This is a genomic window from Mesorhizobium sp. B1-1-5, from assembly GCF_006443065.1.
Classification (GTDB): Bacteria; Pseudomonadota; Alphaproteobacteria; order Rhizobiales; family Rhizobiaceae; genus Mesorhizobium.
Genome location: NZ_VFWS01000064.1, coordinates 1 through 11980, shown reverse-complemented (window position 1 = coordinate 11980; position 11980 = coordinate 1). Strand labels below are relative to the sequence as shown.

Genomic DNA, 11980 nt, shown 5'->3' with positions numbered 1-11980 from the left:
GAATAAGACCTCAAGCGTTGCCGGCATTTTTTTGCAGCGGAACGACTGCTGGATGGGGGAAGGGGCGGACGACATTCGAGAGAACATCTTCTCGCGGGCCAAATGCGTGGACCATCCCGTTCGACATGACCAATACCTGGTCAATATTGACGAGCGCAGAGGGGCGATGCGCCACGACGATCACGATACCGCCACGCTGGCGCACCGCCAGGATCGCTCCCGCCAACGCAACATCGCCGTCTGAATCCAAGTTGGAATTCGGTTCGTCGAGCACGACAAGAAACGGATCGCCATAAAGTGCCCTGGCCAGTCCGACTAGCTGCCTCTGCCCGGCCGACAGGGCCGTTCCGCCTTCGCCGATTCGTGTTTGGAATCCCTGAGGCAATCGCATGATCATCTTGTCGGCACCCGCCGCTCGAGCGGCTGCCATGACGCCTTTTGGGTCGCTCTGGCCACCAAATCTCGAAATGTTGTCGGCAACCGTTCCATCGAACAGTTCGACATCCTGCGGCAAATAGCCGATATGAGCACCGAGCAGTTCCGAACTCCACTGATCGAGAGCAGCGTCGTCCAATCGAACGGTTCCCCGAATTGGCTTCCATACTCCAACCAGGGCACGCACCAGCGTTGTCTTCCCGGAACCGCTAGGGCCGACGACCGCCATCCCAGCGCCGCTCGCCAGGCGAAAGCTTACATTTAGAACCGTCGGCCGTTGTGCGCCTGGAGGGGCTATCGTCAATTCCTCGACGGAGAGCTGCCCCCGCGGGCTGGGAAGCTCCATGGGAGCGCTTTGGCTATCGAAAGCATCGAGCGCTGCAGTCAAGTCGGAATAGCTTCGGCGCGCGGCCAGAAATCCTCTCCAGTTTGCGATCGCGGCGTCGACCGGCGCCAAAGAGCGGCCAAGCAATATGGAAGATGCGATGATCACACCCGGGGAAGCGTCCCCCCCGATCACCAGATAAGCGCCCAGCCCGAGTACACTCGATTGCAAGGCCATCCTGAGTGTCTTCGACAATGATCCAGTTCCGCCCACGATGTCAGAGAGCCGTTCCTGGTTCTTGAGATAGGCATGGCTGACTTCTCCCCAGCGTCGGCCAAGCCTGGCGGAGAGACCCATCGCCTGAACGACTTCCGCGTTGCGGCGGCCTGCATCTGCAAGGATGCGTTGCGCGACCAGTGTTTCGGAAGTTCGGGCCGCGGGGCCGCGGCCGGCAATTTCTGCGACCACGGTCAAAAGCACGACAACAACGGCGCCGACGGTTGCCAATAGCCCAAGGGAAGGGTGCAACAGGTAGATGACCACCATATAAAACGGCATCCACGGGGCGTCGAAAAAAACGGTCGGCCCCAGGCCGGAGAGAAAGCCGCGCAACTGGTCCAAGTCGCGAAGCGGCTGCACCCGGTTCGCCTCCTGCCCGGCGACCAGGGGTACCGACAGCGATATGGTGAAGGCCTTGTGCTGCAGATTTCTGTACAGGCGATTGCCGATACGAACCAGCAAGCGAAGCCGCACGAAATCGAGCAGCCCGTATATGGCGTAGAGGCCCAGCATGCCGACCGTAAATCCCACGAGCGTCGGAACGCTCTGCGAGGGAAGCACACGGTCATACACCTGCAGCATGTAGACGGAGCCGGTCAGGGCTAGAATGTTTATCACCGCCGAAAAGAGACCAATGCCAACCAGCCCGGACCAACAACCCGACATGGCTGAGAGCAAATGTTGCGTACGATGTTCCCTCACGACGCGCGATCTCTCACTCGAGATTGTCGCACGGCCTCGTGGACGCTGTCAGCGTAGGACAAGATCTTACCTTTCGTTGTGACCCGCCCACCCCGAACATTACATCAAGCTAACATTCGTCAAATTTTATCAAAATGCAGCAAAATCGTGACGCTCGGACGCTAAATCGTGAATCGCCACGAACAAGCTGGGGATAACCGACCCTGGAAAGCGAGCGTTTATTGACCATTTGAAGGTTGACGGGCTTTGCCCTTTGTCGAATCACGTTTTGATGTCTGTTGGATGAGGAAAGTGACCCGATCAGACATTCGACGCGCGTGGTTCATCGGGGTTCTTCATATGGGCGACAACCACACGGCCCTCGCCAGCTTCGTTCGAGATCGTGCCAATATTCTCGTAGGCCTTTGCGCGGTTGAGCAGGCTCACGACTTGCCGGTCCTGGCCAAGGCCGACCTCGAACAGCAGCATGCCACCTGGCCGCAGGTATTGCGGCGCGTCTCTTATCACCCGCATGTGGATGCTCAGGCCGTAAGGGCCAGCCGCAAACGCCTCGCGCGGCTCGAGCTCGGTCAAGTGAGAGCGGTCGCCCTCGAGCCGCTTTTCCGAGATGTATGGCGGGTTGCAGACGATCATGTCGATCCTGCCGACAAGTTCCGGGCCGGAGAGAGGCTCAAACAGGTCGCCCTGCAGCACCGAAACGCGCCCTGCCAGTCCATGATGGTCGACGTTGCGGCGTGCGGCTTTGACGCACCCATCAGTTAAGTCGCTCGCCCAGATCCGAGCGGTGGGGGCATAGTGCGCTATGGCGCATGCCAGATTGCCGGCGCCGCAGCACATGTCGATAACGCGGGGTTCGGCAGTCCTCAACTGATCCAAGGCGCCGAGGGCGGCTGTGCCCAGCAGTTCCGTCTCCGGGCGTGGCACAAGCGCGCCAGGTGCCACGAGCAACTCCAGCCCCATGAAGATGGTGCGCCCTTTGCTGTAGGCATCCTCGACGCTGATTTCTTGGCTCACGACAACCCCGCTTTTCCCAACGCTGTCGTTCGGGAGACAGCTGTGATCAGTTCTTTTTTCGGATGACGTATTGTGCAATCCCTTGGATGGAATCGAGGTTCTCAGGCAGAAGCTCGCTGTCTTCGACGACAATGCCAAAGGTTTCCTCAATGAATCCGATGACCTCCAGGACTCCCGTCGAGTCGACGATACCTTGGTCGAGCAGGGACGTATTGCTTTCCAAGGCCTCAGCGTCTGCAACATAGAAGTTGGACGCTAGGAACCCCCGAATTTTCTCGCTGTAAGTCTCTATCCTGTCTTCGCTGGACAACATTTTGCTTCCCCGATTAAAACAAGAAAATTGACATCAAGTCTCGTGGAAAACGGCTCACGCTAAAGCCGTCTTCTTAAGTTTTCCCGTATCTGTCATCGGCAGGCTGGATACAATAACAATTGATTTTGGCACCATGAAATTTTCCAGCCGCCTTTGACATTCCTTCTGCAGTTGTTTCTCGTCGATGGACCTCCCTTGCTCCATCACGACGAACGCCTTCACCGCCTGGCCAAGAAGTTCGTCCGGAACGCCTATCACGGCGGCCTCCCGCACCCCTGGAATGCCAACAAGCGCGTTCTCAACCTCTTTGGGAGCGACCTTCTCGCCACGGGATTTGATGATCTCATCGCCACGACCTACGAAATAAAGGTACCCTTCCGCGTCGATCCGGCAGTAGTCGCCGGTGTAGAGGACCTGTTCACCGGGCAGAGGACCAGGTTTAAGCTTCCTTGCGGTCGCCTCTGGCTTGCCCCAGTAGCCCTTCATCACGGTCGCCCCCCGGATGACGAGCTGGCCGACGACGTCGGGGCCGACCCGCTTGTCATCGTCGTCGACGATCCACATTTCCGTGTTCGGGATGGCTATCCCGACGCTCGACGGCTTTCGCTCGAGGTCCTCTGGCGGCAGGTAGGTGCAGCGCTTGCACTCGGTGAGCCCGTACATTGAATAGATGCGCGCGCTCGGAAAAAGGTCCTGGAGCATGAGAATATGCTTCAACGGCAGGGCGGCCGCGGTATTCGTAACATAGCGAATGCTCGAAAAATCTTGGTCCTTCAGCGATTTGAGCTCCGAGAGCGCCGCAAAAATGGTAGGCACGCCGGGGAAACCCGTGACCCGCTCTTGCTTGACCAGTCCAAGGATCTGCGCTGCAAAAGCAAACGAGCGTTCAAGCACCAGACGGGCGCCAGTGCGGAACGCCATGATCATCTGATACAGGCCGTAGTCGAATGCCAAGGGCAGGACATTTAGGATCACTTCGTCTTCGCCGAGCTCAAGGTACGATGCGATCGAAGTGCAAGCCGCCATCATGTTTGTGTGCGTCAGCATCACGCCCTTGGGCTCGCCGGTAGAACCTGACGTGTAGATTATGGCGGCGAGATCAATGTCGATGCATCTGCGCGCCGGTGCCGCCCTGTTGCCGGCAATCGCAACGTCCCAGCGAACCGCATTGGGCAGTTGCATCAACTCTGCGTCATCTACAGGCCCGGAGACAATCATCCGGCGCAGTGACGGGCAGTTGCGGGCCGGCTCGCTGAAGACCGAGGTCAGATGGTTGTCCGTTATCAGCGCGGCTGGCAGGCAATCGTTGAGCAGGTAATGCAGCTTGTCGCTCTTGGTCAGCGGATTGACGATGCACACCACGGCGTTCGCTTTGAGCACGGCCCAGAAGCTGACGACCGTCTCGACGGTGTTGTCGGCGAAGATCATCACGCGATCGCCGCGCGTCACTCCGGCGTCCGCCAGGTGTTGCGCAACGCTGTTGGCACGGGTCTCGATCTCGGCATAGGTCACGCGTTGCCCGCCGCAGACCAGCGCCACCTTGTCACCCAGCCGGTCGGCCGAGTGCCTGAGATAGTCGTGCAACAGCGGTATGGCTCCATGCATCATGCCAACACCCCTTCCTTGATCTCATGGTCAACGTCGACGCTGAGCGCGATCTTCTGGCTGCCGATGGGGCGGCTTGCGATAAACTGCTGGTGAAGAAGCTGGGTGGAGAGCACGCCCACCAGCGCCATGTTGTCGGAATTGGAAAGATCTTGGTCCATGGTCCTGGCTCGGCACTTGCCCAGCAGGCGCGCGACCGACTCCGCATCGAAGACATTTGCGTCGCGCAACGCTCTTTCCGAAAGTGCCTCGCGCACATAGGCTGGTGCATTGTCGGCAACGAAGCATTGGGCGTTCGGCGCCCTGTAGGGCTGTTTCTTGCGGGCAATGACTTCCGGCGGCAGGATCGGCTCGGCCACCCGCTTCAGCACGTGCTTCTCATCCAGAACGCGCAGCTTGTATTTGGCTGGAAGCGAGTTCGCGAGTTTTACAACGTCATCGTCGAGGAACGGGAAGCGCCCTTCGACAGAGTTGCCCATCAGCATTCGGTCTCCCTGCGAGGAGAGCAGATAACCGGACATCAAAGTCTGGATTTCGATATACTGGTCTTGTGCCAGAGCGTCCCAGCGCGAAAATTCGGCGGGCAGGCGCGCAAGGAACTCGGCGGCCGCGTTATTCGGTTCGGTCTCGGCTTTCATGTCGGCAGAAAACAACCGCTTGAGAGCGCTGGTCGTGCGCCAACGGGTGCCATGTGCGAAGCCTGGCGCATCATGAGCGTGGATATCGTATCCGAAGAACTGACGCGCCATTGCTTGCTGATGCACCGGAGAACGAGTGAGATAGGGGTACAGGCGCTCCAGCAGTCGCGCGCGTCTCGTCGAGGATGGTTGATGCCCCCAGAAGCGGCGCACCTTCCCCTCCCGGAACAGGTCGTAGCCGGCGAACATTTCATCCGCGCCTTCGCCCGTCAGCACGACCTTGATTCCGTGCTCGCGTACCAATCTTGAAAGCAGAAGCAGTGGCGCCGGCGCGGTCCTCAGGATCGGACGTTCGGTGTGGTAGATCACCTCTGGAAAGACATCGGCGATATCGCTGCGAGAAACCGTCACCTCGTGGTGCTCGCTGCCGGTCGCGCCTGCCACCAATCGCTGGTAGCTGGTCTCGTCATATTCAGCATCGGCAAACCGCAACGAAAACGTCTGGAAGCGGTCGCCGGCGATGCGGCTTGCCATCATGGCGACAAGCGAGCTGTCGAGTCCGCCAGACAGGTAGCAGCCAACAGGCACATCGGCCTGGTCGATCCGCAGCGCCGTCGCCAACTGCAGAGCCTCGCGCACTTTGTCCACGGCATCATCGAGCGACCCTGGGAATTCATGGCGTTCGTCGAACGCCTCGGGATAGCTGGGTTTCCAGAATGCCTGCTCGCGAACGGTTCCGTTCTCATAGACGCGAATGTGGCCAGGCTTGAGTTCCCGAACCCCCTTGAATACGCCTTGCGGCGGGACCACCGTCCAGAGAGTGAACGTCTGATCAATGCCGGCTGGATCGAAGGCTCGCGGCAAAGCCGCGTCGGCTGCGAAAATGGCCTTCACTTCGCTGGAAAAATAGAGGCGCCCGGCGTGCTCGCAAAAATGCAGGGGGCATATGCCGAACCGATCGCGCGATAGCACGAGGCGGCCGGCCAGCGAATCCCAGATCGCGACTGCCCATTGCCCGTTCATGCGCTCAAAAGCGGAGTCACCCCATTCGCGATATGCATGAACCGCCACTTCGGTGTCGCTGCGGGTGCGGAAGCGATGACCGAGCGCGACCAGCTTTTCGCGAAGCTCAACGTAGTTGAAAATCTCGCCGTTGAAGACGATCCAGGTCTTGCCGCCCGTGTCGGCAAGCGGCTGTTGCCCACTCGAAAGGTCGACAATTGAAAGGCGTGCGTGGGCCAGCCCCGCGCGATTGTCGCGGTAGAGGCCGTGTTCGTCCGGACCGCGATGCACGAGCGACCCCGCCATGCGCAGGAGCGCCTCGCGTGAAGGCCGCGCCGCGGTAGCGTCCAGTGCCACGATTCCGGCTATGCCGCACACGCTCAGCCCTCGTCCATCTCGACGGCGGGCAGGGGTCTCGCGTGAAGATAACGCGCTGCGCGCCGCTTGCTTTCAATGTCCTTGAAGACCTTCTGAACCTGGTCGGGAGTGAGGCCGGCGACCGCGGCGATCTCGTTGGCAGAAATACCGTGGTTCAGGCCATAGAGACACAAGTCCGTCAGGTGATATGGCAATGCGAAATAGAACTCCTCCTGGCTTTGCGCCATGGAGAACGTATCCGTGGTTGGTGGCCTGCGCCGCACCTCAGGGTCTATCCCGAGATACTCCGCTAGTTGATAGACTTGCGTCTTGTAGAGGTGGACGATCGGCAGCACGTCGGCGATTCCGTCGCCCTGTTTGACGAAAAAGCCTTGGTCGTGCTCCAGCCGGTTTGGTGTGCCTGCCACCGCGTAGTTGAGACGGTCCGCGTGGTAATACTCCGTCATCTTTCGCACGCGTTGCTTGTAGTTGGTGGCGGCGACGATCTGCAGATAGGTTGCAGGTGGCAGTCTGACCGTGTCGACTTTGCCATCCGGATCCTCGACCGTCAGCCTAGTAATGTTGATGCCGTTGCTTTCCAGAACCGACGCCATCACCAGCTTGCACTTCCAGCCTTGACCGTAGGCGGGAACGACGGTCCGGATCGCCTCGATCTGACGGGAATAGGCACCGATGCCCTCCAGGGCAGGCGTGATGTCTTCAACGATCGAATCGATACCAAGTTGCGACGCAATCGTTCGGCCAAGCCGCAGCGAGTCGCCGGAAGAATGGGATTCCGGCATGAATAGGCCGAGGACCTTATCTTTCCCGAACGCGCCGACGCAGAGCGCTGCGACGACGGAGCTGTCGATGCCTCCGGAGAGGCCGACAACGACACCTCGGCGCCGGAGTGTACCAAAGACCTGTCGGCGCAAGGCTTCTACGATGCGATCGACCTCGGCACGAGCGTCGAGCACCAGGGCATCCTTGCCAAACCCCGAGATCACGTCGATGACCGTTCCTCCCCCTGGCGAGATTCTTCTGGCAGATAAGTTCGGGCCACGGCCGCCTCGATGAGCGGTCGGTTGGAGGCCACGTTAGGCTCTGAGACCATGTCGATGTGGGTGCCGATGATTGGGATCACATCCAGGTCTGCGAAAGCATTGTCCCACCCGATGGCGCGAGGCATTCCAGGACGGGCGCAGCGAAATAGGGTACCGGTGATCGGCAGTCGGGGTCTTGGCGTCTGGAGCCACTGAAAAAACGCCTTTGCCCTCAAAACTTCCTGAAGCTCCAGCTTGGCCCTAAAGCTGGTCGCGTTGAATTTCTCCTGGGCATAGCGATCAAGCAAGCGGGCCAGTTGCATCTCGTAGCCCATTCGGACCACGACTTTTGCAAGGGCGCGGCAAGCCATTCTGTAGGCGGTAATACGATTGGTTCGGATTCGATGAATTGTGCGGACGACCGTCTCTCGGTAAGTGCTCCGTTCACCGAGCAGGCTTGTGTCGAGGATGCCCAGAAATTTCACATTTCGTCCGACAGCCAACAGCCTTGAAGCAACTTCAAAAGCAACGACGCCGCCAAGCGAATGGCCGAGAAGTCGTACGTTACCTTCAGGCTGGGCGCGGCGTATTTGGTCGAGCGCGGCCTCGGCCATATCTGCGACCGAGTTTTTTCCCTGCAGTATCATTGCCAGGGCTGGATACCTGATCGGGACAACCCGGGCGGTTCTACCCATGGAGGCCGCGAAGGCGGCAAGGCTAGGGCCATAGCCGACGGACCCGGGGAGCAGGAAGAGAATTGGCGGATGCTCTTTGCGCGAGCTGGCCTGCTCGTTACCTGCTTTCGCGGCCGCGACGGCTTTCACCATTTCGTCGAAATTCATTCCGACGGTGAAAGGTTCAAGGTCGATCTCCAGGCCGAGGACGCTTTCGATCTCCATGACACAATGCAGCAGCTTCAGCGAATCGCCGCCGGCGTCATCCCAACGTCCCGCGGCAACGCGCGTGTTCAGAATCTTGGTCCAGGCACGTTGCACGATCTGCTGGATAGTCCGTTCGGGTCCTGTATTCGGAGCCTGGACAATGCGGTCCTGCCTCACGCTTGCGCCGTCCAACTCGGCAAGCCTCGCCATGTCGACCTTCCCGCCCGGCAGGCGTGGAATTTCGGCAATGGCGTGCAGTCTCAATGGGCATAGAGGCGGCGGCAGCGTCGTTCGGGCAAGATGGCGGAGATCGTCCGCGAAGTTGGAAGTGGCCGGCCCGCGAGGTACGGCGAAGGCGATGAGTTCCGTTGACGCCGTCACAATCGCTACAGCGTCCTCAACGGAAGGCGCGCCACGCAAAACCCGCTCCAGCTCCGCGGGCTCAACGCGTCGGCCATTGATTTTTATCTGACGCCCCTTGCGACCCATGATCTGTAGCAGGCCATGGTTGTCCAGTTGAACGAGGTCACCCGTTTCAAAGATGCGGACGGACGGGTTTTCGGGGTCTGCAGCCACGGGCACGACGACGCCGTTCTCCCAATGGCCAAGCAAGACATACGGACTCTTTATGACAAGCTCTCCAGTCCCGCCGGGCGGCACCGGGCGTCCTTGCTCGTCGATGATTGCAAAACTAATCCCTGGAAGGAGCCATCCAACGGGAACCGAGGCAGCCTGCTCCGACCAATCGGTCGGTACAAACCATTGTGATCCTGTCGTCTCGGTTGACGAGTAGCCGATCTGCACCAGGCAGTTGCTTGAAACGGCGTCGCGTAGCAGCTTGATATCAGACCGTGAAACCTTTTCGCCGCCGATACGAGCTACCCTGAGACTGCGGAATGCGTCTTCTGATTTGTTCGCCATAAGCGCACGCAGGAGAGCCGGCACCAGGTAAGTGACGGTCACTCCCTCGGCTTGCATCCGGTGTAAAACCGCGCGCAAGCCTACGGCTTCGACCTCAAGAAGATGCAATGTGGCGCCGGTAAGAAGGGCGGCCAGCACCTCTCGACACCCGGCGATGGTGGCCGGTCCCGTGAGAGGCAGGAATACGTCCTGCTCATTGATGTGACAGGCGTTTACATATTGCTGAACACGCCATAGCAGGCTGCGTTGACTGTTAACGATGCCTTTTGGCCGACCTGTACTGCCCGAAGTGTATAGGACGATAGCGGGGGCATCCACGGATACCGGATGGAGCTGGGGAACGCGATCGCTCTTCGGTTCGCCGCGGGGCGAGACATTTATCCAGCCGACAGCTCGCGGCAGGCCCGTGGGTCGGACATCTCCATCCCCTATGACGGTCGATAACCGCGCCTCGGACACGATCGCATTGATCCTGGTGTCCGGATCCCTCGTGTTCAGGGGTACCAAAGGCCGCCCTGCGGCCATGCTCGCCAGCATCGCCAACGGAAAGAAGGCCGTATTCGCAAGAAGAATACCGACGGCGTTGCCGGCGGGAGTGATGGCGAGGATGCGGCTAGCCAGCGCTTCGACAGCCGAGACGAGTTCCGAATAAGTGAAGCGGTTGGTTGCGTCGGTAATCGCCAGCTTTTCGGGATACTGAGTGGCCACATTTTTCAAATGATCGACAATGGCGACATCGGCATAATCAGCGTCCATCCGCTGATAGGGGCGCAAGACAGGGCCGCCTTGGTCGAGAGCGTATTCCGGGACGTTCGTCCATTTGTTATATGCCGCCGATTGAGAATCCGTCCGCGGATATTCAATCGCGAGTTCCGATCCTGAGTAGGCTGGTGACATGACGGGCTCACGCTATGGATAGCGTCAGTTATCGCCGCCCGCACAAACCATTTCATCGATCATTCTGATGATGCTGGCGACGCTAGAGGTGTACATCGAAAAATTTCGCGGCCGCCTCGTGACGACGGGCCGTCAGACTTAAAGAACAGCCGTACGACATGGAGAGCTGATGCCGCGGCGCGGGGCGGGGCAGATTTGCATTCTGAATGGCTCGTCTAGCGCCACGGTCTGTGTTGCCAAAAGGCATGTCGCGCTCAGCGGTTCGGTACGATATCCACTGAAAAAAGTTTTGAAGATAGTTACAGCGCGCAGCGCGCGATCGACTCGGTTGCTGTTCTTCGGACGGTCTTTTGGAAATACCGCAGTCTATACGATCGGTTTTGCATCGACGGCACTTAGCGAGTTCCGCCGGCAGCGGACCCGATCATCCGCCATGTGAAGGGGTTCACCTAGCCAGGCGTTTAGTTGCGCTATGTTCGAGAAGAGAGTCGCAACAATTTGGGGAACACGGCGTCTGGAGCAACGGGTGGCAGCGGCTAGCCGCCGGGCCTAGCCAGCAAGATTTTCGCAATCTCGCCAGAACGAACATATCCGTTCGGACCAATTGTGGGCGAAACATGCGAACGAACCACGTGGGTATCTAAATTTGCTACCCTGTGCGTGCTCTCGGGGTGGCAGGTGTGCAAGCCGGCGCGGAGATATTCGTGGAAGAAACGGCTGTCGGCAATCACTTCACCCTACCAGGGGAGTATCACTTGGAACGAGGAAGCCGCCTTCTAGCAGGTCCAGAGCGTCCAGCGCTTCTTCGACCCGCAAATGCGCCAAAGGAATTCCGTCAACGAGCAAAACTTTTTGGTCGCCTACGTCGTAGACTTCCCAAAGCTTGTCCATACCCCGCCGGATGGCGTGCCGTCGTTCCATGCGCGGACAATATGAGCCATCTGCGAGTTTGAATAGGGAACGATCCCGGCGGTGACAAATTATAGCGTGGATAAACTGGTCAAGCTTGATTGCACTTAATCATGGATACAACCCTGGAATGGTTTTACAGTGAGTGAACGAGGCCTGAAATTCCTCCAGGAGTGGATGGATAGCAATCTGCCGCATCATTCATCATCTGACACAATCTTAGCGCAAGAGCTTGCAAGGCGATTAACCAGCGACGCAAAAAACGCTGGAATTCGATCAGAAGAGATTTCGGAGGAGGTCGGCAGCATCTTCTCAACGATGCTCGAGGCGCTTGGAAATAGGGATCCCGTGCCGGATTGAGAGCAGAACGCGGGCTGCGCAACCGAAGAAGCGCTCCGGCCACAATGATAGGAACTACAGCTGCCCTGTCGGACATGTTGAAGTAAGATGTCTATTTGGCGCCCTCATGCCGCCATCCTGCCGATCGAGAAGTATTCGATGCCGTAGCGCGCGATCACCTTGGGATCGTAGAGATTGCGGCCGTCGAAGATGACCGGCGTGGTCAGCGCATCCTTGAGCGCGTCGAAGGACGGCGCGCGGAAGCTCTTCCATTCGGTGCAGATCAAAAGCGCGTCGGCGCCGCGCAGCGCCGCCTCCTT

Annotated in this window: 9 protein-coding genes; 1 reads left to right on the top strand and 8 read right to left on the bottom strand. The window is 59.0% G+C overall.

The window, feature by feature from the left end; translation table 11 throughout:
* Positions 1–10: 10 nt before the first annotated feature.
* From FJ980_RS18980 to FJ980_RS18950, 7 genes are all read right to left on the bottom strand, one after another.
* Positions 11–1705: a type I secretion system permease/ATPase gene (locus FJ980_RS18980; RefSeq protein WP_140545359.1), complete on the bottom strand. Its 1695-nt coding sequence runs from the start codon at positions 1703–1705 to the stop codon at positions 11–13.
* Positions 1706–2041: 336 nt separating this feature from the next.
* Positions 2042–2755, bottom strand: a complete 714-nt coding sequence (locus FJ980_RS18975; protein WP_140545345.1) for a class I SAM-dependent methyltransferase — start codon at positions 2753–2755, stop codon at positions 2042–2044.
* 46 nt (positions 2756–2801) lie between these two features.
* The gene (locus FJ980_RS18970) at positions 2802–3068 is read right to left on the bottom strand and encodes an acyl carrier protein (RefSeq protein WP_140545343.1); all 267 of its coding nucleotides are present in this window, start codon (positions 3066–3068) and stop codon (positions 2802–2804) included.
* A 54-nt stretch (positions 3069–3122) separates the two neighbouring features.
* Positions 3123–4676, bottom strand: coding sequence for an AMP-binding protein (locus FJ980_RS18965; RefSeq protein ID WP_181181254.1), 1554 nt, complete (start codon positions 4674–4676; stop codon positions 3123–3125).
* A complete protein-coding gene (asnB, locus tag FJ980_RS18960) occupies positions 4673–6691 on the bottom strand; it encodes an asparagine synthase (glutamine-hydrolyzing) (protein WP_140545341.1) in 2019 nt (672 codons plus the stop codon). The genes FJ980_RS18965 and asnB overlap by 4 nt, the downstream gene beginning before the upstream one ends.
* Positions 6692–6693: 2 nt before the next feature.
* Complete coding sequence (gene nadE, locus FJ980_RS18955; RefSeq protein ID WP_181181253.1) at positions 6694–7677, bottom strand: NAD(+) synthase; 984 nt, start codon at positions 7675–7677, stop codon at positions 6694–6696.
* Positions 7674–10412 carry an AMP-binding protein gene (locus FJ980_RS18950; protein ID WP_181181252.1) on the bottom strand — a complete coding sequence of 913 codons (2739 nt, stop codon included), beginning with the start codon at positions 10410–10412 and terminating at the stop codon, positions 7674–7676. Before FJ980_RS18950 ends, nadE begins: the two co-directional genes overlap by 4 nt.
* Positions 10413–11498: 1086 nt before the next feature.
* On the opposite strand from FJ980_RS18950, the gene FJ980_RS18940 reads away from it, so the two are divergent.
* A complete protein-coding gene (locus FJ980_RS18940; protein WP_140545337.1) occupies positions 11499–11681 on the top strand; it encodes a DUF768 domain-containing protein in 183 nt (60 codons plus the stop codon).
* A 104-nt stretch (positions 11682–11785) separates the two neighbouring features.
* Here the strand turns inward: FJ980_RS18940 and FJ980_RS18935 are convergent.
* Positions 11786–11980 (bottom strand): UDP binding domain-containing protein (locus tag FJ980_RS18935; protein WP_246676459.1); only part of this gene is annotated, 195 nt, incomplete at its 5' end.

What these genes read in the sequence shown, in the direction of transcription:
- FJ980_RS18940 (WP_140545337.1), top strand. Translation starts at nt 11,499, where the DNA reads ATGGATAGCAATCTGCCGCATCATTCATCATCTGACACAATCTTAGCG.
- FJ980_RS18980 (WP_140545359.1), bottom strand. Translation starts at nt 1,705, where the DNA reads ATGTCGGGTTGTTGGTCCGGGCTGGTTGGCATTGGTCTCTTTTCGGCG.
- FJ980_RS18965 (WP_181181254.1), bottom strand. Translation starts at nt 4,676, where the DNA reads ATGATGCATGGAGCCATACCGCTGTTGCACGACTATCTCAGGCACTCG.
- FJ980_RS18950 (WP_181181252.1), bottom strand. Translation starts at nt 10,412, where the DNA reads ATGTCACCAGCCTACTCAGGATCGGAACTCGCGATTGAATATCCGCGG.
- FJ980_RS18970 (WP_140545343.1), bottom strand. Translation starts at nt 3,068, where the DNA reads ATGTTGTCCAGCGAAGACAGGATAGAGACTTACAGCGAGAAAATTCGG.